Here is a 22,547-nt window from a genome sequence, read left to right on the forward strand (position 1 = left end):
GTCAGGCCGCCTCGCCCACGAGGCGCTCGACGGCCGCGAGGGCCTCGGGCACCGCGGCGGGGTTCTGGCCGCCGCCCTGGGCGACGTCCGGCTTGCCGCCGCCGCCTCCGCCGAGCGTCTTGGCGGCCGTACGGACCAGGTCGCCGGCCTTGATGCCGCGCTCGCGGGCGGCTTCGTTGGTGGCGATGACCGTCACCGGGCGGCCGTTGGCAACCGAGAACAGGGCCACGACGGCGGGGCGGTCGCCCTGGATCCGGCCGCGCACGTCCAGGACCAGCTTGCGCAGATCGTCGGCGGAGGTGCCGTCCGGGACCTGGGCGGCGGCCAGCGCCACCCCGCGGACGTCCTTGGCGCCCGCGGCCAGCCCGGCCGCGGCCTGCAGCACCTTCTCGGCGCGGAACTTCTCGATCTCCTTCTCGGCGTCCTTCAGCTTGGCCAGGACACCGGAGATCTTCTCCGGCAGCTCCTCCGGGCGCCCCTTGACCAGCTCGGTCAGCTGCGAGACGACGGTGTGCTCGCGGGCGAGGAAGCGGTAGGCGTCCACGCCGACCAGCGCCTCGACGCGGCGCACGCCGGAGCCGATGGAGGACTCGCCGAGCAGCTTCACCAGGCCCAGCTGGGCGGTGTTGTGGACGTGCGTGCCGCCGCACAGCTCCTTGGAGAAGTCGCCGATGGTGACCACGCGGACCCGGTCGCCGTACTTCTCGCCGAATTCGGCGATGGCGCCCTGCTTCTTGGCGTCCTCCATGCTCATGACCTCGGCATGGACGTCGAGCTCGCGGGCGAGGACGTCGTTGATCTTCTGCTCGACGTCGGTGAGGACCGAACCGGGGACGGCGGTCGGCGAGCCGAAGTCGAAGCGGAAGCGGCCCGGGGAGTTCTCGGAGCCGGCCTGGGCGGCCGTCGGGCCGAGGGCATCGCGCAGCGCCTGGTGGGTGAGGTGGGTGGCGCTGTGGGCGCGGGCGATGGCGCGGCGGCGGGTGACGTCGATGGCGGCGTACGCGGCGGAGCCGAGCACCACCTCGCCGACCTGGACGACGCCCTTGTGGACCGTGACGCCGGGCACCGGCTGCTGGACGTCGCGGACCTCGACGACGGCGCCGGACTCCAGCTTGATCCGGCCGGTGTCGGCGAGCTGGCCGCCGCCCTCGGCGTAGAACGGCGTGCGGTCCAGGACGACCTCGACCTCGTCGCCCTCATGGGCGGCGGGCGCCGGGACGCCGTTGACCAGCAGGCCGACGACGGCGGACTCGCCCTCGGTGGCGCTGTAACCGGTGAATTCGGTGGTGCCGGACTTGTCGGCGACCTCGCGGTAGGCCGAGAGGTCGGCGTGACCGCTCTTCTTGGCCTGCGCGTCGGCCTTGGCGCGCTCGCGCTGCTCCTTCATCAGGCGGCGGAAGCCGTCCTCGTCCACCGACAGGCCCTGCTCGGCGGCCATTTCGAGGGTGAGGTCGATCGGGAAGCCCCAGGTGTCGTGGAGCAGGAAGGCCTTGTCGCCGGCCAGGACCGTGCCGCCGGCGGCCTTGGTGTCCGTGACGGCGCTGTCGAGGATGTTCGTGCCGGCCTTCAGCGTCTTGACGAAGGCGGCCTCCTCGGCGAGGGCGACCGTCTCGATGCGGCGGCGGTCCTCCAGCAGCTCCGGGTACTGCTGGCCCATCGTCTTGATGACGACGTCCAGCAGCTCGGCGACGACCAGGCCGGTGGCGCCGAGCAGGCGCATGTTGCGGATGGCGCGGCGCATGATGCGGCGCAGGACGTAGCCGCGGCCTTCGTTGCCGGGGGTGACGCCGTCGCCGATGAGCATCGTGGACGTGCGGATGTGGTCGGCGACCACACGCAGCGAGACGTCGGAGTCGTGCGAGTGTCCGTAGCGGACGCCGGTGAGCTCGGTGGCCTTGTCGATGACGACGCGCAGGGTGTCCGTCTCGTACATGTTCGGGACGTCCTGCAGGATCATCGCCAGGCGCTCGAGGCCGAGGCCGGTGTCGATGTTCTTGCTGGGCAGCTCGCCGAGGATCTCGAAGTCCTCCTTGCCGGTGCCCGCGCCGCGCTCGTACTGCATGAAGACCAGGTTCCAGATCTCCACGTACCGCTCGTCGTTGACGGCCGGGCCGCCCTCGACGCCGAACTCCGGGCCACGGTCGTAGTTGATCTCCGAGCACGGGCCGCAGGGGCCCGGGACGCCCATGGACCAGTAGTTCTCCTTCTTGCCCAGGCGCTGGATGCGCTCCTTGGGCACGCCGACGACCTCGTGCCAGAGGCGCTCGGCCTCGTCGTCGTCGAGGTAGACCGTGATCCAGAGCTTCTCCGGGTCGAGGCCGTAGCCGCCGTCGGCCTGCGAGCCGGTCAGCAGCTCCCAGGCGTACTTGACGGCGCCTTCCTTGAAGTAGTCGCCGAAGGAGAAGTTGCCGCACATCTGGAAGAACGTGCCGTGCCGGGTGGTCTTGCCCACCTCTTCGATGTCCGGCGTACGCACGCACTTCTGCACGCTGGTGGCGCGCGGGGCGGGCGGCTTGACCTCGCCGAGGAAGTACGGCTTGAAGGGGACCATGCCCGCGTTGACGAGCAGCAGCGTCGGGTCGTCCGCGATGAGCGACGCCGACGGCACGACGGTGTGCCCACGCTCTTCGAAGAAGCGCAGCCAGCGGCGGCGGATTTCAGCCGACTCCATCAGTGGTCCTCATTTCCAGTCGGTCCGGTCAACCCGGTCTGTCCCGGGGTTCTCGTGGTGCGGTGGTGCGTTTCGAGCGCCGCGTGGGAACGCGGCGCGGGCAGCTCGGCGACCTCGGCCGTGCTGTTCAGGCCGAGCGCGTCGTGCAGCTGTTCTTCACGGTCCGCCATTCCCGCGCGTACGTCCAATGCAAATTGGCGCAGCCGGTGTCCGGTCTCGACGGCCTTGTCCGCGGCCTGCGCCGCGAGGCTGTCGGGCTGCAGCTTGCGCAGCTTTCGGTGGACCTTGTTGGTGGCCCAGACGCCGGCGGCGGCGCCGGTCGTGAACCAGAATGCGCGGCGGAACATCGCTGTGATCAGTCCTTGGAGCGACGGTTTCGGCGCCCGCCGCGGCGGGCGCCGGGCAGGGTTCGGCCGACGACGACGGTGCGCTTCGGCTCGCTTTCGCCCTTCTTGCCGATCGCGCGGCGCACGCCGTAGCCGAACGCCGCGACCTTGACCAGCGGTCCGCCGAAGGCGGAGGAGACGGTCGAGGAGAGCGCGGAGGCGTTGGCGGTGACCTCCTGGACGTCGGCGGCGATGGCGTCGACGCGGGCCAGCTGGGTGTGCGCGGAGCGGACCGTTGCGGAGGCGTCGGCCAGGAGGGGAACCGCCTGCTCGGACACCTCGGCCACCATCTTCGTGGTCGCCTTCAGCGTCTGCGCGAGCCTCACCAGCACGAGGGCGAGGAACGACACGAGGATCGCCCAGAAGACGGCCACGAGGATCCCGGCCACCTCTCCACCGGACACGCTGGCACCACTCTCCGACTGGTTGGGGCTGGTCTCGTCCCGCTCGGCTCGTCCCGCTCGAACGGCAGCCTTGACCTTATCGCGCCGTGACTGTCCGTCCGTACCCCGTTCCCCGTGCCACGAGGGCAATCGAAAGCTGCGATTGTACGGTCCGCACGGGTCCGAGTACGCTCCGTGTGCCATGCGACGCATCCCGCGCCCCGACGGCTCGTCCGGCTCCTCTTCCTCGCGTCCGCCCAGACCGGGGAAACCGGTCGGTCCGGGGGATCTGCCCGCGGAACTCAATCGGTTCATCGGCCGTGACGACGAACTGGCCGTGCTGGCACAGCGGCTGGAATCCGCCCGCCTGGTGACGCTGACCGGCCTCGGCGGCGTCGGCAAATCCCGCCTCGCCCTCCGTGCGGCGACGATCTTGCAGGATCGCTTCTGCGACGGCGCCCGGCTGGTCGAGATCTCGCCGCTGCGCGATCCCCAGGTCCTGGAGCACGCCTTCGTCGAGGCGCTGGCACCGGTCGACCACACCGGGCGGCCGCCGCTGGACGCGCTGTGCGATCACCTCGCCGGCCGCGAACTGCTGCTCGTCCTGGACGGATACGAGCATCTGGTCGCCGAGTGCGCCGAGCTGACCGGGGAGCTGCTGCGCCGGGCGCCGGGGCTGCGGGTGCTGGCGGCGGGCCGGCGTCCGCTGGGGCTGCCCGGTGAGCAGAATCTGCCGCTGGCGCCGCTGAACGAGACCGACGCCGCCGAGCTCTTCGGCGACCGCGCCGCGGCGGTCGTCGCGGACTTCGCCGCCGGCCCCGCCTCCGAAGCGGCCGTCGCCGAACTCTGCCGCCGCCTCGACGGCATCCCGCTCGCCCTGGAACTGGCCGCCGGCCGGCTGCGCGCCCTCTCCGTCGACCAGGTGCTGCACCGCCTCGACGACCGCTTCCGGCTGCTGACCGGGACGACCCGCGGCACCCTGCCCCGCCATCAGACGCTCCGTACGGCGATCGGCTGGAGCCATGAGCTGTGCACGCCCCAGGAGCGGCTGCTGTGGGCGCGGCTGTCGGTCTTCGCCGGGCAGTTCGACCTGGAGGCGGTGGAGTACGTCTGCTCGGGTCCGGAGCTGCCCACCGATGAACTCCTCGATGTCATCTCGGAGTTGGTCGCGCAGTCGGTCCTCGTACGGGAGGAGGGCGCGGCCGGGGTGCGCTACCGGATGCTGGACACCGTACGGGCCTACGGCGCGTGCTGGCTGGAGGCGACGCAGGACGGCGAGCGGCTGCGGCGACGGCACCGGGACTGGTATCTGGGGCTGGCCACCTGGTGCGAGCTGGACTGGTTCAGCCCCCGGCAGGCCGAGGTCGCGGCGCGGATCGAGGCCGAGCTGCCCAATCTGCGGGTCGCGCTGGAGCAGAGCCTGGAGGCCGAGGGGGACGCGTATCTCGGCCAGTATCTGGCGGGCACGCTGTGGTTCTACTGGGTGGGCTGCGGCCGGCTCTCGGAGGGGCGGCAGTGGCTGGACCGGGCGCTGGAGCTGGAGAGCGACCACGACGAGGCGCGGCTGAAGGCGCTGTGGGTGGTCGGCTATGTCGCGGTGCTCCAGGGCGACACCCTCGGCGCGATGGCGGCGCTGCAGGAGTGCCGCGAGGAGGCCGAGCAGACGGGCAACGCCACGGCGGCCGCGTACGCACTGCACCGCACCGGCTGTCTGGCGCTGGTCTGCGACGACATGCCGCGGGCCGAGAAGCTGCTGAGCGGGGCCCTGGTCCGCTACCGGGAGATCGGCGAGCTCAACAGCAATGTGCTGATGGGGCAGGTGGAGCTGGCGATCGCGGTGGCCTTCCAGGGCGAGCTCGACTACGCGGTGCGGCTGTGCGAGGACGTCCGGCAGGTGTGCGGGGACCACGGCGAGCGCTGGACGCTGGCGTATGCGCTGTTCGTGCTGGCCTTCGCGGCGTGGACCGGCGGCGAGCACGGCCGGGCCCGGGAGCTGCTGGAGGAGTGCCTGGCGATCGACCACACCTTCCACGATCTGCTGGGTGCGGTGCTGGCGATCGAGCTGCTGGCGCTGGTGACGCTCGGCGAGGGGGACGCGGAGGAGGCGGCCGTGCTCCAGGGCGCGGCGGGCCGGATCTGGCCGTCGGTGGGGCTGCCGCTGTTCGGTTCGCGCTACTTCAACCAGCCGCATGCGCTCTGCGAGGAGCAGGCGCGGGAGCTGCTGGGGGCGGAGCGCTACGAGGCGTGCCTGCGGGCCGGGAGCGGGCTGGACCTGGACCGGACGGTGGCCCGGATCCTGGGCACCGCCGAGGAGACACCGGAACCGCGCCGGATGGCCAGGATCACGCCGCCCGCCACGAACGAGCCCGCCGCCTCCCCCTCCGCGAGCAGCGGTGGGGAGGCGGCGGGCTGAGTGCGGTGCCGCGCCTGCCGGTGATCAGCGGGCGTAGTACTCGACGACGAGCTGCTCGTCGCAGATCACCGGGATCTCCTTGCGGTTGGGGTCCCGGTCGAGGCGGAACGCCAGCGCCTGGAGGTTGACCTCGAGGTAGCGCGGGGTCTCGCCGTCGGGGGCGTAGCCGCCCTCACGCGCGACCTGGAAGGGGTGCTTCTCGCGGCTGCGCTCGCGGACCTGCACGACGTCGCCGGGGCGCACGCGGAAGGACGGCTTGTCGACCTTGCGGTCGTTCACCGCGATGTGGCCGTGCACGACCATCTGGCGGGCCTGGTAGATCGTCCGGGCGATGCCCGAACGCAGGACGAGCGCGTCCAGACGGCGCTCCAGCTCGACGATCAGGGCCTCGCCCGTCTTGCCTTCGACCTTCCGAGCGCGGTCGTAGGCACGCGCCATCTGGCGCTCGCTGATGTCGTACTGCGCACGCAGGCGCTGCTTCTCGAGCAGCCGGACCTTGTAGTCACTGCTCTGCTTGCGGCCACGGCCGTGCTCGCCGGGCGGGTAGGGACGGGCCTCGAAGTACTTGACCGCCTTGGGCGTCAGCGCGATGCCGAGCGCGCGGGACTTCTTGACCTTGGGACGCGACTGGTTCACGTGGAACGGACCTCCGTGTAAGTTAGGTGAGGCTTACCTTAGCGCGAGGAGAACGCATGTTTCGACCTGGGATCCCCCTGCCCGGCGCACACAGCACCGAGGCGGGTCAGCCGCGTCCCGTGGAAAACGCCCAGCGGCCCTCTGCCGCCGAGCGCGTACGCACCCTCGTGGAGTCCAATGGTATGGGTTCCCTGAGCATTCCCGGAGTCGAGGATTCCGACGAGACCGGCCTCTCGGCGCCCGTCTGTCGGACGGTGACGCCCGACGGAGACGTGCTGTTGCTGGTTCCTGGCGACTGCGCCGCGGCACGCGCCGCCGCCTACGCCCAGGACGACGATCTCACCGCCGTGATGGAGATCACGGATGTCGCACCCGTCTCCGTGCCCCACCGCATCCGCGGCCGCGCCTGGATCGCCGGCTGGCTCACGCCGGTACGCAATGAGCAGCGCGCCGAGGCCGCGATGCTGCTCGCCGAGCGGCATCCCGTCGGGGAGCTGCTGGGCATCGGCGAGGCGCTCCAGCCCGCTCCGGCGGCGGGGCTGCGCGAGCGGTCCGCCTGGATGATGCTGCGCCTGGAGGTCGGCGAGGGCGCGGTCGACGACCTGTGGGGAGCCGAGGCCGTCGAACCGGACGAGTTCGCCGCCGCGTCCGCCGACCCGCTGATCGGCCACGAGGCGGAGCTGCTCCAGCATCTGCACTCGGCCCACAGCGAGCAGGTACGCGGCCTGTGCGCCCTCCTCGGCGACCGCTCGGCGGTGTGCGGGGTGCGCGACCGTGCCGTCCCCGTCGGCCTCGACCGCTTCGGGCTCCGCGTCCGCTTCACCGACAGCGAGCGGCGCTCCTTCGACGCCCGCTTCGACTTCCCCGAGCCCGTACGCGATGTCGTGGAGCTGCGGCGGGCCATGCACGTGCTGTTCGACGCGGCGGCGGAGTGAGGCGCCGACGGGGGCGCCGGGCCCGCCCCAGGTGACGGGCCCGCCCCTCAGTCGCCGCCCTCACCGCGCAGCCGCGCCCGGACCCGCTCCGCGACATCCGCATAGCGCGCCTCCGCGCCGTGCCGCGTCGGGGCGTAATACCGCTTGCCGTGCACCTCGTCCGGTGCGTACTGCTGGGCCGCGATACCGCCCGGCACGTCGTGCGGGTACTGATAGCCCTGGCCGTGGCCCAGCTTCTCGGCGCCCTTGTAGTGACTGTCGCGCAGATGCGGCGGCACGGCACCGGCCCGGCCCGCCCGGACGTCCGCCAGCGCGGCGTCGATGGCCAGATAGGCGGCGTTCGACTTCGGTGCCAGGGCGAGCGCGATGGTCGCCTGGCCGAGCGTGATCCGGGCCTCCGGGAAGCCGATCATGGCCACCGCCTGTGCGGCGGCGACCGCCGTCTGCAGGGCCGAGGGATCGGCGAGACCGATGTCCTCGCTCGCCGAGATCATCAGCCGGCGGGCGATGAACCGCGGGTCCTCCCCCGCCTCGATCATGCGCGCGAGGTAGTGCAGCGCGGCGTCCACGTCCGAGCCCCGGATGGACTTGATCAGCGCGCTGGCGACGTCGTAGTGCTGGTCGCCGTCGCGGTCGTACTTCACCGCCGCGCGGTCGACGGAATCCTCCAGCGTCTGGAGGCTCAGCTCCTTCTCGCCCTTGGCCAGCGCGGATCCGGCCCCGGCCTCCAGGGCCGTCAGCGCGCGCCGGGCGTCGCCGCCCGCGATACGCAGCAGATGCGCCTCGGCGTCCTCGGGGAGGGTGACCGAACCGGCCAGCCCGCGCGCATCGGTCAGCGCGCGCCGCAGCAGCCCGCGCAGATCGTCGTCCGTGAGCGGCTCCAGCGTCAGCAGCAGAGACCGCGACAGCAGCGGGGAGATCACCGAGAAGTAGGGATTCTCGGTCGTCGCGGCGATCAGCGTGACCCAGCGGTTCTCGACGGCCGGCAGCAGGGAATCCTGCTGGGCCTTGCTGAAGCGGTGGATCTCGTCGAGGAAGAGCACCGTCTCCTTGCCGTAGCCGCCCGAGGCGCGCCGGGCGCCGTCGATGACCGCCCGGACCTCCTTGACGCCCGCCGTGATCGCGGAAAGCTCGACGAAGCGCTTGTTGGTCGCCTGGCTGACGACGTACGCAAGGGTCGTCTTGCCGATGCCGGGCGGGCCCCACAGGAAGACGGAGGACGGGCCGGCCGGGCCGCCGTCGCCCTCTCCCACCAGGCGGCGCAGCGGCGACCCCGGCTTGAGCAGATGCCCCTGCCCCACGACCTCGTCGAGGGTGCGCGGACGCATCCGTACGGCGAGAGGAGACCCCGCGGGGTCCTTCTCCTGACGGTCTTCGGCGGCGGCGGTGAACAGGTCGGGCTCCACGTCGACGAGCCTATGTCACCCCACTGACAACGCCCCGGCCACCGTCATCGACGGCGGCCGGGGCGTGCGGCGGCTTCCCGCGGGTGGGTCCTAGATGAGCGTGCTCCAGTACGTCCACCACTTGGTGAGGATCAGCAGCGCGATCACGCCGTACCAGAGCACCGGCACGACCCAGTGGAACTCCGCCACGGCCCGGCGCAGGCCTTCGGGGGCCGGGATGATGCCGTGCTTGAGGTTGTGGACGGTGGTGTACCAGAACATCAGGATGGTGATCAGCCAGGTCAGCGTGCACCACAGGCACAGCGAGTTGATCACGTACAGCGACTGGGACATCAGCCACATACAGAAGACCGTGGCCGCCAGCGTGCCGACGTTCAGGCCGATCCAGTACCAGCGGCGGAAGCGGGCGCCGGCCAGCAGGCCCACGCCGATGGCCATCACGACGCCGAAGCCGACCAGGCCGGCCATCGGGTTCGGGAAGCCGAAGACCTCCGCCTGCGCGCTCTTCATGATGTTGCCGCAGGAGATGATCGGGTTGATGCTGCAGGCCGGCTTGTAGTTCGGATCCTTCAGCAGCTCGAACTTGTCCAGCGTGATGACCCACGCCGCGAGGAGGCCCAGCGCACTGGTGATCACCAGGAGGAGGGCGTAGCCGCGGCCCGATCCGATGGTGCCCGCGTCGGGCGCGGGCCGGTCGTCGAGAGACACGTCATCAACCGCTGTCGTCGTCATAGAGCCGTTCCGTCGGTCGCTGGGAATGAGGCCGGGCGGCCCGCGGGTCCGCGGGCGCGCCCCTCATTCTGCCCCAACTCCCCGACGGCCCACCGTTCGCTGCGCATAAACAAGCTGCACACGAAAGGCAGGAATCGGTGCGCGGCCTGTTGACGCGGCCGCCGGCAAGCGCCGTTTCCGGTCGCTCAGCCCAGTGTGCGCGTGACCTCGCCCACGACGGCGTCCAGCGCCACCGGGGTCTGCTCGCCGCTCTCCAGGTTCTTGAGCTGGACGACGCCCTCGGCCAGGTCCCGCTCGCCCGCCACCAGGGCCAGCCGCGCGCCGGAGCGGTTGGCGGACTTCATGGCGTTCTTCAGGCCCTTGCCGCCGTACGCGAAGTCGGTCGCGACGCCGGCCCGGCGCAGCTCGGTGACCTTGGCGAACAGCACCCGGCGGGCCTCCTCGCCGAGCGGCACCGCGTACACGGCCGTCGCGGCGGGGATGTCGAGCTCGATGCCCTCCGCCTCCAGCGCCAGCACCGTACGGTCGACGCCCAGCGCCCAGCCGACGGACGGCAGCGCGGGGCCGCCGATCATCTCGGAGAGGCCGTCGTAGCGGCCGCCGCCGCCCACCGCGGACTGCGAGCCGAGGCCGTCGTGGACGAACTCGAAGGTGGTGCGGGTGTAGTAGTCCAGGCCGCGGACCAGCTTCTCGTCGTCCTCGAAGGCCACGCCCGCCGCGGTCAGCAGCTCGCGCACCTGCTCGTGGTACGCCTTGCACGCCTCGCAGAGGTAGTCGCGCAGCATCGGCGCGCCGGTCAGCTGCTTCTGGACGGCGTCGCGCTTGTCGTCCAGGACGCGCAGCGGGTTGATGTCGACCCGGCGGCGGGTGTCGTCGTCCAGGTCGAGGCCGCGCAGGAAGTCCTGGAGGGCGGCGCGGTAGACCGGGCGGCACTCCTTGTCGCCCAGGGAGTTCAGCAGGATGCGGAAGTTGCGCAGCCCCAGCGAGCGGTAGGCCTGGTCGGCCAGGATGATCAGCTCGGCGTCCAGCGCCGGGTCCTCGGCCCCGATGGCCTCGGCGCCGACCTGCGAGAAGTGGCGGTAGCGGCCCTTCTGCGGACGCTCGTAGCGGTAGTACGAACCGGAGTACCAGAGCTTGACGGGGAGGTTGCCGCCCTTGTGGAGGTTGGCCTCCAGCGCCGCGCGCAGCACGGACGCGGTGCCCTCGGGGCGCAGCGCGAGCTTGTCGCCGCCCTTGGTCTCGAAGGCGTACATCTCCTTGGTCACGATGTCGGTGGACTCACCGACGCCGCGGGCGAACAGCTCGACGTTCTCGAAGCCGGGGGTCTCGATGTAGCCGTAGCCGGAGTTCTTCAGCGGGCCGGAGATCGCCTCGCGGACCGCGAGATACGTCGCGGAATTCGGCGGCAGCAGGTCGTAGGTGCCCTTGGGTGCCTGAAAGGTGCTCACGGAAAGTCTCGTCACATTCCTCGTCGCGGGGCGGCACGGAGGCCGTCTCCCAGGCCGGCGGCCACTTCCCGCAGGTACGGGTTGGCGGCGCGCTCGCGGCCGATGGTGGTCTGGGGGCCGTGGCCGGACAGGACCACGGTCGAGTCGTCCAGCGGGAGGCATACGCGCTCCAGCGACCGGAGGATCTCGGCGTGGTCGCCGCCCGGCAGATCGGTACGTCCGATGGAGCCGGCGAACAGCAGGTCGCCCGAGAAGAAGACCGGCGGAATGTCGGCCTGCTCGGGCATCCGGAACGTCACCGACCCCTTGGTATGGCCCGGTGCGTGCGCGACGGAGAACTCCATCCCGGCGAGCTCCAGCGCGCTGCCGTCGGTCAGCTCCTTGACGTCGTCCGGCTCCCCCACGGTCAGCTCGCCCATGAGCTGCTGCCCGATGGAGCGGCCGAGCGCCTTCTCCGGGTCGCTCATCATGAAGCGGTCCTCGGGGTGGATCCAGGCCGGGACGTCGTGCGCGCCGCACACCGGGACGACCGAGGCGACATGGTCGATATGGCCGTGGGTGAGGATGACGGCGACGGGCTTGAGCCGATGCTTTTCGACCGCGTCCTCGACTCCTTGGGCCGCTTGGTGGCCCGGGTCGATGATCACGCACTCCTCGCCTGCGGCGGGGGCGACCAGATAGCAGTTGGTCCCCCAGGCCCCGGCGGGGAACCCGGCAATCAGCACGTTCGTCCTTAAAGGTCGGTAGGAATCTGCAAACCTCAGCTCTGCGGGACCGCTCCCGGAACATCTCGGCAGCTCCAGAGCCTACCGGCGCGACTCCCGGCGGGGCGAACCCGTATACGGTACGGCCACGGCAGACGGCGGCGCCCGATGTCCGGACCTCGATGCGCTCGGATGCCCAGACGGCCAGATGCTCAGAGAAGGAGACGACCGGTGGTCAGCAAGGATCAGCGGCGGCGGCAGCTCGCCCGGGAGAAGTTCGAGCGCCAGCAGCAACGGCGGTCCACGGCCGCGCGCAAGGCCAAGCGCCGCAACGTGATCGTCGCGTCCTCTCTGGCGGTGGCACTCGCCGCGGGCGCCGCCGCATATGCCTCGGCCGGCCTCGCGGGCGGCGACGACCGGACCGACGAAGCGGCCGCGGCCCCCTCGCCCACCGCGGCGCCGGACCCGTGCCGGCAGCCCGCCAAGGGCGCACCGTCGAAGCGGACATGGAAAAAGGAACCGGCCATGTCGATCGACACCGCCGCCTCCTACACCGCGAAGCTGAGCACCACCTGCGGCGGGATCGAGCTGAAGCTGGACGCGGCCAAGGCGCCGCACACGGTGAACTCCTTCGCCTTCCTGGCCGGGCAGCACTTCTTCGACCACAGCCGGTGCCACCGCCTGGTCGACCAGCGGATCTTCGTCCTGCAGTGCGGCGACCCGACCGCCACCGGCGGGGGCTCGCCGGGCTACAAGATCCCGGACGAGAACCTCAAGGACCCGCGGCTCAAGGGCAAGGTCTATCCGGCGGGCACGGTCGCGATGGCCAACAGCTACGACGGCAAGCACAACAACACCCGCAACAGCGGCGGCAGCCAGTTCTTCCTCGTCTACCAGGACAGCCCGCTGCCCCCGGACTACACGCCGTTCGGGACCGTCACCGGCGGTATGGACGTCCTGAAGAAGATCGCCGCGGCCGGTACCCGCCCCGACCCGAAGACCGGCAGCACGGCGCCGAACGCCACGGTCGTCATCGACAAGGCGGCCGTCACCAAATCCTGACCGCCCTGACCGGCATGCGGCTTTCCGCCGTTCTCCGTGGTGCGAACCGCTGAATTTCGGTCGTGCTGGATGCGGACAGCCGACCGCCGGTCGCCTAGATTGGCGTTGGGTGAGGGTGCCCGCTCCGACGGGTGCCGCCCTCACCCGCAAGACAGCACGTCGGACCGGCCAGGGCGCGGCTCTGCCGGACAGAAACTGTGGACGATGCCGGGGGGCCGCACGCCCCCGTCGGCATCATGTGGAGGAGGCGCTGTGAGCAGCGACCCATGGGGCCGCGTCGATGAGACGGGGACCGTGTACGTGCGTACCGCCGACGGCGAGCAGGTCGTCGGATCGTGGCAGGCGGGCACTCCCGAGGAGGCCCTCGCCTACTTCGAGCGCAAGTATGAGGGCCTGGTCGTCGAGATCGGCCTCCTCGAGCGCCGGGTCAAGACCACCGACCTGTCGGCGAAGGACGCCCAGACCGCCATCGACCATCTGCGGCAGCAGGTCGACGAGCACCACGCGGTGGGCGATCTGGAGGCGCTGAGGAAGCGGCTGGACAAGCTCGTCGAGACCGTCGAGTCCCGGCGCGAGGAGCGCAAGGCACAGAAGGCCAAGCAGAGCGACGAGGCCCGGCACGCCAAGGAGAAGCTGGTCGCCGAGGCCGAGGAGCTGGCCGCCAGCGAGCAGTGGCGCGCGGCGGGCGAGCGGCTGCGGGCGCTGGTCGACACCTGGAAGGGCCTGCCGCGGCTGGACCGCAAGGCGGACGACGAGCTGTGGCACCGTTTCTCGCACGCCCGCTCGGCGTTCTCCAAGCGCCGCAAGGCGCACTTCGCGTCGCTGGACGCGCAGCGCGAGGAGTCCCGTAAGGCCAAGGAGAAGCTGGTCGCCGAGGCCGAGTCGCTGTCGAACTCGACGGACTGGGGCGCCACCGCCGCCCGCTACCGCGAGCTGATGGCCGACTGGAAGGCCGCCGGCCGCGCCCAGCGCGAGCACGAGGACGACCTGTGGAACCGCTTCCGCGGCGCCCAGGACGTCTTCTTCCAGGCGCGCGGCGAGGTCTTCGCGGAGCGCGACGCCGAGCAGCGGGAGAACCTCACCCGCAAGGAGGAGCTGGCCATCGAGGCCGAGAAGCTGCTCCCGGTCTCGGACCTGAAGGGCGCGCGGTCCGCGTTCCGGTCGATCAACGAGCGGTGGGAGGCCATCGGCCATGTCCCGCGGGACGCCCGTCCCAAGATCGAGGGCCGGATGCATGCCGTCGAGCGCGCCATCCAGGAGGCCGAGGAGGCCGAGTGGCGCCGGACGAACCCCGAGGCGCGGGCCCGCGCGGCGGGGCTGACCGGCCAGCTCCAGGACGCCGTCGACAAGCTGGAGAAGCAGATCGAGGCGGCCCGGACGGCCGGCAACACCGCCAAGGCCGACAAGCTGGGCCGCGAACTGGAAGGCCGCAAGGCGCTGCTGGACCAGGCGCTGAAGGGCCTGGAGGAGTTCGGCGGCTGAGGAGTGGCTGACATACGGCGGCCCCGGTACGGATCTCCGTACCGGGGCCGCCGTATCCGTTGCTACGGGCGCCGGGCCGACGTCACCCGGTACACGTCGTACACGCCCTCCACGCCCCGTACGGCCTTGAGCACGTGCCCCAGATGCTTGGGGTCGCCCATCTCGAAGGTGAAGCGGGAGGTGGCGACCCGGTCGCGGGAGGTCTGGACGGCGGCCGAGAGGATGTTGACGTGCTGGTCGGACAGGATGCGGGTGACGTCCGACAGGAGGCGGGAGCGGTCCAGCGCCTCGACCTGGATGGCGACCAGGAAGACCGAGGACTGGGTGGGCGCCCACTCGACCTCGAGGATCCGCTCCGGCTGCTTGGACAGCGAATCGACGTTGACGCAGTCGGCGCGGTGCACCGATACGCCGTTGCCGCGGGTGACGAAGCCGATGATGGGGTCGCCCGGCACCGGCGTACAGCAGCGGGCGAGCTTGACCCACACATCGTCGACGCCCTTGACGACCACGCCCGGGTCGGCGCTGGAGCGGCGCTTGGACCGCGGCCGGATCGGGGTGGACTCGGCGATGTCCTCGGTGGCCTCGTCCTGCCCGCCGAGCGCCTGCACCAGCTTCTGGACGACGCCCTGCGCCGCGACATGGCCCTCGCCGATGGCGGCGTAGAGGGAGGAGATGTCGGGGTAGCGCATCTCGTGCGCGAGGGTGACGAGCGAGTCGCCGGTCAGGATCCGCTGGATGGGCAGATTCTGCTTGCGCATCGCGCGCGCGATGGCGTCCTTGCCCTGCTCGATGGCCTCGTCGCGGCGCTCCTTGGAGAACCAGCCGCGGATCTTGTTGCGGGCGCGCGGGGACTTGACGAAGCCGAGCCAGTCGCGGGACGGTCCGGCGCCGGGCGCCTTGGAGGTGAAGACCTCCACCAAGTCGCCGTTGTCCAGGGTCGATTCGAGCGGTACGAGCCGTCCGTTGACCCGCGCTCCTATCGTGCGGTGGCCGACCTCGGTGTGCACCGCGTAGGCGAAGTCGACGGGCGTGGCGCCGGCCGGCAGCGCTATCACATCGCCCTTCGGCGTGAAGACGAAGACTTCGTTGCGGGAGAGGTCGAAGCGCAGCGATTCGAGGAACTCGCCGGGGTCCTCGGTCTCCTTCTGCCAGTCGAGCAACTGCCGCAGCCAGGCCATGTCGTTGACGGTGTCCTGGCCCGCGCCCTTGCCGACGCCCTTGGGGATGTCCGTACGGATCTTGGAGGCGCCGGCCACCGCCTCCTGCTTGTACTTCCAGTGCGCGGCGATGCCGTACTCGGCGCGGCGGTGCATGTCGAAGGTGCGGATCTGCAGCTCGACGGGCTTACCGCTGGGGCCGATGACCGTCGTGTGCAGCGACTGGTACATGTTGAACTTCGGCATCGCGATGTAGTCCTTGAACCGGCCGGGGACCGGATTCCATCGCGCGTGGATCGTGCCGAGGGCGGCGTAGCAGTCGCGGACCGTGTCGACGAGGACGCGGATGCCCACCAGGTCGTAGATCTCGGCGAAGTCGCGGCCGCGCACGATCATCTTCTGGTAGACGCTGTAGTAGTGCTTGGGGCGGCCGGTGACGGTGGCCTTGATACGGGCGGCGCGCAGATCGGCCTGGACCTCGTCGGTCACTATCGCCAGGTACTCGTCCCGCTTGGGCGCCCGCTCGGCGACCAGCCGCACGATCTCGTCGTACATCTTGGGGTAGAGGATCGCGAAGGCGAGGTCCTCCAGCTCCCACTTGATGGTGTTCATGCCCAGGCGGTGGGCGAGCGGAGCGTAGATCTCCAGCGTCTCGCGGGCCTTCTTCTCCTGCTTCTCCCGCTTGAGGTAGCGCATGGTGCGCATGTTGTGCAGCCGGTCGGCGAGCTTGATCACCAGGACGCGCGGGTCCTTGGCCATCGCGACGACCATCTTGCGCACGGTCTCGGCCTGCGCGGCCTCGCCGAACTTGACGCGGTCGAGCTTGGTGACGCCGTCGACCAGCAGCGCCACCTGGTCGCCGAAGTCGCGGCGCAGGGTGTCCAGGCCGTATTCGGTGTCCTCGACGGTGTCGTGCAGCAGGCCCGCCATCAGGGTGGCCGGGTCCATGCCCAGCTCGGCGAGGATCGTCGTCACCGCGAGCGGGTGGGTGATGTACGGGTCGCCGCTCTTGCGCTTCTGGCCGCGGTGCCAGCGCTCGGCGACCTGGTAGGCCCGCTCGACCTGGCGCAGCGTCGCGGTCTCGATCTTGGGGTCGTTGCTGCGGACGGCGCGCAGCAGCGGTTCGAGGACCGGGTTGTACGGACTCGAGCGCTGTACGCCCAGTCGGGCGAGGCGGGCCCGTACGCGGTTGGGGGTGCCGGAGCGGCCCGCTGAGGCGGACGGGGCGGGCTTGGCCACCGGGGCGATGTGCGCGCCGGCCGGCCCGGCCTTGGCGGGCGGCTTGGCTGCGCCCTTGCCGACGGCGGGCTCGGTCCTGGACGACGCGGCGCCCGGCTTCGGCGGGGAGGCCGGACGGGGCTGGTCACCGCCCGCGGCGCCGCTCTTCTCGGACCGGGGCGTCGCCCGGGACGCCGCGTCCTCGGTCTTCGGCTCGTCCTGGCGCGCGGCGGTGGATCCCTTCGGACGCAGTCCGGGGGAGAGCGGCTGGGCCTCGTCTGGCAAGAGCACTCCTCAAGCAGTTCCGGACCCCGAGACCACGAACAGGCCGGGGTGCCATGGTATCGACCCCACGGCCACCGCTCTCGCGCGGCCGTGGCTCCGTACATGACACAGCAGCAGGGGCACCCGGAATCTTCCGGGTGCCCCTGCTGCCGATGTACCGGGAAAGGCCGGATCAGACCGTGATCAGCGCCTCCAGCGGGGCGCCCTTCAGGCCCGGCTCCAGACGCTGCCGCCCGGCGAGGAACCCGAGCTCCAGCAGCACCGCGACGCCCGCCACCTCGGCGCCCGCACGGCGGATGAGCTGCAGCGACGCATCGGCCGTGCCGCCGGTGGCCAGCACGTCGTCGATCACCAGGACCCGGTCCCCCGGGGCCAGCGCATCGGCGTGCATCTCGATCTCGGCCGTGCCGTACTCCAGCTCATAGGCCTGCCCGAGCGTCGCACCGGGCAGCTTGCCCGCCTTGCGTACGGGGACGAAGCCGACCCCGGCCCGGACGGCCACGGGGGCCGCGAGGATGAAACCGCGCGCCTCCAGGCCGACGACCTTGTCCGCCCGGTGCCGTGCGCACAGGTCGGCGAGGGCGTCGGTCAGCGCGCCGAAGGCGTCCGGATCGGCCAGCAGCGGGGTGATGTCCTTGAACATCACGCCGGGCTTGGGGTAGTCCGGGACGTCCGCTATCCGGCTCAGCAGCAGCTCGCGGAGCGCGGCGGGCGCGGTCATCGGCGCTTGCCCGACGGGCGGCCGCGTCCGCGGTTGCGGGAGGGCTGGTGGCGCGGGCCGACCACCGCGGGATCGTCCGCGGTGTCCGCAGTGCCGGTGTCACTGTCCTGCGGGTCCTGCTGCTCGCCCTCCTTGGCCGCGGCCGATGCGCGCTTCGCCTTCACCCGCTTGGCCAAAGCCTTCATCTGCGGCTCGCGCTCCTTGAGGTCGGCGACCAGCGGAGTGGCGATGAAGATCGAGGAGTACGCACCGGCGGCGAGACCGACGAACAGCGCCAGCGAGATGTCGTTGAGCATGCCCGCGCCCAGCACACCGCCACCGACGAACAGCAGACCGGCGACCGGGAGCAGCGCCACGACCGTGGTGTTGATGGACCGCACCAGGGTGCTGTTGATGGAGCGGTTGGCGATGTCGCTGTAGGTGAAGCGGGTCTGCTTGGTGATGTCCTTGGAGGCTTCCTTGAGGCTGTCGAAGACGACGACCGTGTCGTACAGGGAGTAACCGAGGATCGTCAGCAGACCGATGACCGTGCCCGGGGTGACCTCGAAGCCGACCAGGGCGTAGATGCCCACGGTGATCGTGAGGTCATGGATGAGCGCGATCAGCGCGGCAATCGCCATCCGCCATTCGAAGGCGATGGCCAGATAGAGCACCACCAGGGCCATGAAGATGCCCAGGCCCAGCCACGCCTTGTTGGCGATCTGCTCGCCCCAGCTCGGGCCGACCAGCTGGGTGTTGATGTCCTTGACCGGGACCTTCAGGGCCTTGGCGAGCTCTTCCTGGACCGGCAGCGACTGCTTGGTGTCCAGACCGCTGATCTGGATGCGCAGCGAGCCGTCACCGAGCTTCTGCACCATGGCCTGGTGGTCGGGGGCCGCCGACTCGGCCGTGTGCTGTGCCTGCGTCGCGGACACGGAGGTCCCGGACGTGGTGAAGACCGCGCCGCCGGAGAACTCGATGCCGAAGTTCAGGCCCCGCACCCCCAGGCCGACGAGGGCCGTGATGGTGATGAGGATCGAGATGCCGTACCAGATCTTCCGCTTGCCGATGAAGTCGTAGCCGACCTCGCCGCGGTAGAGCCGGGCGCCGATGTTTCCGAGCTTGGACATCTCACGCCTCCTTCGTCTGGGTGGGGGCGCTGCCACGACGGCGGCGCAGCGGCGGCTTGGCGCCCAGGCGCTTGGGATCGAGGCCGGACCAGGAGTGGCCCTCGTAGAAGAACTTCCGCCTGGCCAGCAGCGTCATCAGCGGCTTGGTGAAGAGGAAGACCACGACGACGTCGAGCAGGGTGGTCAGGCCGAGCGTGAACGCGAAGCCCTTCACCTTGCCGACGGTGACGATGAAGAGCACCGCGGCGGCCAGGAACGACACGAAGTCGGAGACCAGGATCGTCCGGCGGGCCCGGGGCCAGCCGCGCTCGACGGCGGGACGCAGCGTGCGGCCCTCGCGGATCTCGTCACGGATGCGTTCGAAGTACACGATGAACGAGTCGGCGGTGATACCGATGGCGACGATGGCGCCGCAGACCGCCGGGAGGTTCAGCGCGAACCCGATGGCCGGGCCCAGCAGCGTCATGATCGTGTAGGTGAGGATCGCCGATACACCGAGGCTGGCCAGCGCGACCAGCGCCAGGCCCCGGTAGTAGGCGACCAGGTAGATGACGACCAGCCCGAGGCCGATCGCACCCGCGATCAGGCCGGCGTGCAGCTGCTCGCCACCGAGCGCCGCGGTGACCGTGGTCTCGTCGTCGATCTTGAACGAGAGCGGCAGCGCGCCGTACGACAGCATGTTGCCCAGGTCCTCGGCGCTCTGCTGGGTGAAGCCGCCGGAGATGGTGGCGCTGCCGCCGTTGAGCTGCTCCCTGACGCGCGGGTCGGAGACCACGGCGCCGTCCAGGACGATCGCGAACTGGTTCTGCGGCGCGGCCTTGGTCGCGAGCTTGCCGGTGATGTCCGCGAACTTCTTGCCGCCGTCGGAGGTGAAGTCCATCTGGACGATCCAGCCCTGGCCGCCCTGGCTGTCGAAGACGGCCTTGGCGTCCTTGACGTCCATGCCCTCGACGGCGACCGGACCGAGCACGTACTTCTGCGAGCCGTCCTGGTTACAGGCCACGACCTGGTCGGTCGGCTTGGCGGCGGCGGCCTTCTGACCCGCCAGCGCGCGGCCCTCCTTCGTGGAGCAGTCCAGCGCGGCGAGCTGCTTCTGCAGGGCCGGCGAGATCCCCTCGGCGCCACCGGTGGGCGGCACCGGCGGCGTGGACGGCTTGGTGGAGCCGGAGGGGGTGGGCTTGGCGGAGGGGGTGGCGGAGGGCGCCTTCTTCAGGGAGTCCGTGACGGCACGGCCCCGGGTGGTGGGCGTGGCGCTGGGCGCCGAGGCGTCCTGCTGGGTGCCCTGCTTGCCGGTGGCCTTCTCACCCTGGTCGTTCTTGCCCTGGCCGCCCTTGCCGGTCTTCCCGCTCTTGGAAGGGCTGGGCTCGGGCGCGGGGGTCTTGGTGCCCGCGGTGGTGGTCAGCACCGGCCGGAAGCCGAGCTGGGCGGTGGTGCCGACCTGCTGGCGGGCCTGTTTCGCGTCCGTCCCCTTGGGGATGTTCACGATGATGTGATCGTTGCCCTGCGTCTGGACCTCGGTCTCGGACACACCGAGACCGTTGACCCGTCGCTCCATGATCCCGGCGGCGGTGTTCATGTTGGTCTCGTTGATCGCATTGGGCTTGCCCGGCTGGTTCTGGGCCGCCAGCGTGAAGCTGGTGCCGCCCGCCAGGTCGATGCCCAGCCGCGGCGTCAGATGTCCGTACCAGAACATCCCGCCGACCAGCCCGATCATCACGATCAGGATCAGGACCAGGGTGCGGCCCGGATGCCCTTGGGTCGCGGGCGCCCTACGGCCCTTTTTCGGTGCTGCCACCTTCTCGTATCTCCCTGTCCAACCCCTCGGCTTCGGGTGTTGCCGAGGGGCCACGAAGTGTTGTGGGGACGTGCCCCCGCCGGAGCCTAGACCGTCGAGGAACCGCGGTGCGCCTTACGCGCGGGCACCGCGGTTCCCCAGAGCGGACTACTTCGCGTCGGCGCCGCCGGCCTTCTTGTCCTCCTCGGCGGTGTCCGCGTCGGCCTTGACGGCGTCCTTTGCCTCGTCGGCGGCGTCGTCGGCGTCCTTCTCGGACGCGGCGTCGTCGGTCTTGGCATCCTTGGCGGCCGGCTTGTCGGCGTCGGCCTTGGGGGCGTCCTTGCCCAGGTCGATCTTCTCGGCCTGGTCGGCGTCCTCGTCCGCGACGTCACCGGTCAGCGACGAGGCGTCGTCCGGGACGACCGGCTCGTCGGTCTTGATCGGGTCGGCACCGTCCAGGATGCGGTTGTACTCGTCATCGGCCAACACCGCGCCGATGGCGTTCTTGGCGTAAATGGCGTGCACGCCAGGAGCGACCTCCAGGAGGACGGACTCCTCATGGATTTCCTTGACGGTGGCGTACATGCCCCCGATCGTCCGGATGCCGGTGCCAGGCTGCATCTCATTGCGCATCTGCTGCGCCGCCTGCTGCTTCTTCTTGGCGGACCGGGTCATCAGGAACATGGCCCCGATGAGGACGATGAAGGGGAGGAGAGTCACGATATTGGGCACGGGACGGAAATCCTTCACACGACCGCTGCTGCACGGTCTCATATACGGGGGTGGGTACACCGTCCATGCGGACGGCATCGGCGGAGTCTAAGCGAGTCCCCACCACAGGAACAACGCCCAGCATCGCACCGCAGTTCCTGACCGGGCGAGTCTCCGCGCCGTCACGGTCCGAACAGGCCCTGCTGCCCGTTCGCGCCCGCTTGCTGCTGCGGCGGGACCAGCCCCATGTGGGCCCAGGCCGCCGGTGTCGCGATCCGGCCGCGGGGCGTCCTGGCCAGCAGTCCTTCGCGGACGAGGAACGGCTCGGCGACCTCCTCGACCGTCTCGCGCTCCTCCCCCACCGCGACCGCCAGCGTGGACAGGCCCACCGGTCCGCCGCCGAAGAGCTTGAGCAGGGCCGTGAGCACGGCGCGGTCGAGGCGGTCCAGGCCGCGGCCGTCGACCTCGTAGACATCGAGGGCCTGGGAGGCGACCTCGCGGGTGATCACGCCGTCGGCCTTGACCTGGGCGTAGTCGCGGACGCGGCGCAGCAGGCGGTTGGCGATACGGGGCGTGCCGCGGGAGCGGCCGGCGATCTCGGCGGCGCCCTCTGCCGCTATGTCGACGTCCAGCAGACCGGCCGAGCGGTGGATGACCCGCTCCAGCTCGGCCGGCGCGTAGAACTCCATATGCCCGGTGAAGCCGAAGCGGTCCCGCAGCGGGGGCGGCAGCAGACCGGCCCGGGTCGTGGCGCCGACCAGGGTGAAGGGGGGAAGTTCGAGGGGGATGGCGGTGGCGCCCGGCCCCTTCCCCACGATCACATCGACGCGGAAGTCCTCCATCGCCATGTACAGCATTTCCTCGGCGGGCCGGGACATCCGGTGGATCTCGTCGAGGAAGAGGACCTCGCCCTCCTGGAGGGAGGAGAGGATCGCGGCGAGATCGCCGGCGTGCTGGATGGCGGGGCCGGAGGTGATCCGGATCGGGGCGCCCATCTCGGCCGCGATGATCATCGAGAGGGTCGTCTTGCCCAGGCCCGGGGCCCCGGAGAGCAGGACGTGGTCGGCGGTGGCGCCGCGGGCGCGGGCGGCTCGCAGCACCAGGTCGAGCTGTTCGCGCACCCGCTCCTGGCCGACGAATTCCTCCAGGTCCTTGGGCCGCAGGGCGGCCTCGACGGCGGTGTCCTCGCCGTCGGCGTCGGCCGCCACCAGGCGGTCGGGCGCGCCGGTGGGGGTCTCGTCTGCGGCGGACGGTGCGGTGTCGTCCCAGTTCACTGCGGAATGCCTCGCGGGGTCGGGGCGGCCGGGCCGC

General features: G+C 70.9%; 18 protein-coding genes. 4 read left to right on the plus strand and 14 right to left on the minus strand.

Annotated elements, in window-relative coordinates:
* Position 1: 1 nt before the first annotated feature.
* From alaS to AC5677_RS07420, 3 genes are read right to left on the minus strand one after another with little or no spacing between them, the layout of a single operon-like run.
* Positions 2–2,671 carry an alanine--tRNA ligase gene (gene alaS / locus AC5677_RS07410; protein ID WP_497194211.1) on the minus strand — a complete coding sequence of 890 codons (2,670 nt, stop codon included), beginning with the start codon at positions 2,669–2,671 and terminating at the stop codon, positions 2–4.
* Positions 2,671–3,018, minus strand: coding sequence for a DUF6167 family protein (locus AC5677_RS07415; protein ID WP_497194212.1), 348 nt, complete (start codon positions 3,016–3,018; stop codon positions 2,671–2,673). The genes alaS and AC5677_RS07415 overlap by 1 nt, the downstream gene beginning before the upstream one ends.
* Before the next feature lie 8 nt (positions 3,019–3,026).
* Positions 3,027–3,461 carry a DUF948 domain-containing protein gene (locus tag AC5677_RS07420; protein ID WP_497194213.1) on the minus strand — a complete coding sequence of 145 codons (435 nt, stop codon included), beginning with the start codon at positions 3,459–3,461 and terminating at the stop codon, positions 3,027–3,029.
* Positions 3,462–3,642: 181 nt separating this feature from the next.
* On the opposite strand from AC5677_RS07420, the gene AC5677_RS07425 reads away from it, so the two are divergent.
* Entirely contained in the window at positions 3,643–5,853 is a 2,211-nt protein-coding gene (locus AC5677_RS07425; protein ID WP_497194214.1) for an ATP-binding protein, read from the plus strand.
* Positions 5,854–5,877: 24 nt separating this feature from the next.
* Here AC5677_RS07425 and rpsD read toward each other — a convergent pair whose 3' ends face one another.
* Positions 5,878–6,489: a 30S ribosomal protein S4 gene (gene rpsD, locus AC5677_RS07430; RefSeq protein ID WP_497194215.1), complete on the minus strand. Its 612-nt coding sequence runs from the start codon at positions 6,487–6,489 to the stop codon at positions 5,878–5,880.
* Between the two features lie 182 nt (positions 6,490–6,671).
* Between rpsD and AC5677_RS07435 the strand changes: the two genes are divergently transcribed.
* Complete coding sequence (locus tag AC5677_RS07435) at positions 6,672–7,424, plus strand: DUF2470 domain-containing protein (RefSeq protein ID WP_497196537.1); 753 nt, start codon at positions 6,672–6,674, stop codon at positions 7,422–7,424.
* 47 nt (positions 7,425–7,471) lie between these two features.
* Here the strand turns inward: AC5677_RS07435 and AC5677_RS07440 are convergent, their stop codons facing one another.
* From AC5677_RS07440 to AC5677_RS07455, 4 genes are all read right to left on the minus strand, one after another.
* Complete coding sequence (locus tag AC5677_RS07440) at positions 7,472–8,830, minus strand: replication-associated recombination protein A (protein WP_497194216.1); 1,359 nt, start codon at positions 8,828–8,830, stop codon at positions 7,472–7,474.
* Between the two features lie 90 nt (positions 8,831–8,920).
* Positions 8,921–9,562 (minus strand): vitamin K epoxide reductase family protein, encoded by a 642-nt coding sequence (locus tag AC5677_RS07445; protein ID WP_497194217.1) that lies wholly within the window; start codon positions 9,560–9,562, stop codon positions 8,921–8,923.
* Positions 9,563–9,747: 185 nt separating this feature from the next.
* Complete coding sequence (gene hisS, locus AC5677_RS07450; RefSeq protein WP_497194218.1) at positions 9,748–11,010, minus strand: histidine--tRNA ligase; 1,263 nt, start codon at positions 11,008–11,010, stop codon at positions 9,748–9,750.
* A gap of 11 nt (positions 11,011–11,021) precedes the next feature.
* The gene (locus tag AC5677_RS07455; protein ID WP_497194219.1) at positions 11,022–11,735 is read right to left on the minus strand and encodes an MBL fold metallo-hydrolase; all 714 of its coding nucleotides are present in this window, start codon (positions 11,733–11,735) and stop codon (positions 11,022–11,024) included.
* A gap of 210 nt (positions 11,736–11,945) precedes the next feature.
* Between AC5677_RS07455 and AC5677_RS07460 the strand changes: the two genes are divergently transcribed.
* Complete coding sequence (locus AC5677_RS07460; protein ID WP_497194220.1) at positions 11,946–12,776, plus strand: peptidylprolyl isomerase; 831 nt, start codon at positions 11,946–11,948, stop codon at positions 12,774–12,776.
* 252 nt (positions 12,777–13,028) lie between these two features.
* Positions 13,029–14,258, plus strand: a complete 1,230-nt coding sequence (locus tag AC5677_RS07465; RefSeq protein ID WP_497194221.1) for a DUF349 domain-containing protein — start codon at positions 13,029–13,031, stop codon at positions 14,256–14,258.
* A 62-nt stretch (positions 14,259–14,320) separates the two neighbouring features.
* On the opposite strand, the gene AC5677_RS07470 is transcribed toward AC5677_RS07465, so the two are convergent.
* The 6 genes from AC5677_RS07470 to ruvB all read right to left on the minus strand — a co-directional run bounded on the left by AC5677_RS07470 (position 14,321) and on the right by ruvB (position 22,510).
* On the minus strand, positions 14,321–16,921 hold the full coding sequence (locus AC5677_RS07470) for a RelA/SpoT family protein (protein ID WP_497194222.1): 2,601 nt from the start codon (positions 16,919–16,921) through the stop codon (positions 14,321–14,323).
* Between the two features lie 172 nt (positions 16,922–17,093).
* Complete coding sequence (locus tag AC5677_RS07475; protein ID WP_497194223.1) at positions 17,094–17,642, minus strand: adenine phosphoribosyltransferase; 549 nt, start codon at positions 17,640–17,642, stop codon at positions 17,094–17,096.
* Positions 17,639–18,751, minus strand: coding sequence for a protein translocase subunit SecF (gene secF, locus AC5677_RS07480; RefSeq protein ID WP_497194224.1), 1,113 nt, complete (start codon positions 18,749–18,751; stop codon positions 17,639–17,641). The genes AC5677_RS07475 and secF overlap by 4 nt, the downstream gene beginning before the upstream one ends.
* A 1-nt stretch (position 18,752) precedes the next feature.
* On the minus strand, positions 18,753–20,546 hold the full coding sequence (gene secD, locus AC5677_RS07485; RefSeq protein WP_497194225.1) for a protein translocase subunit SecD: 1,794 nt from the start codon (positions 20,544–20,546) through the stop codon (positions 18,753–18,755).
* 147 nt (positions 20,547–20,693) lie between these two features.
* On the minus strand, positions 20,694–21,257 hold the full coding sequence (gene yajC, locus AC5677_RS07490) for a preprotein translocase subunit YajC (protein WP_497194226.1): 564 nt from the start codon (positions 21,255–21,257) through the stop codon (positions 20,694–20,696).
* 161 nt (positions 21,258–21,418) lie between these two features.
* Positions 21,419–22,510, minus strand: a complete 1,092-nt coding sequence (gene ruvB, locus AC5677_RS07495; RefSeq protein ID WP_497194227.1) for a Holliday junction branch migration DNA helicase RuvB — start codon at positions 22,508–22,510, stop codon at positions 21,419–21,421.
* Between the last annotated feature and the right edge of the window lie 37 nt (positions 22,511–22,547).

The sequence above is a fragment of the Streptomyces sp. JLSY215 genome (assembly GCF_059682825.1).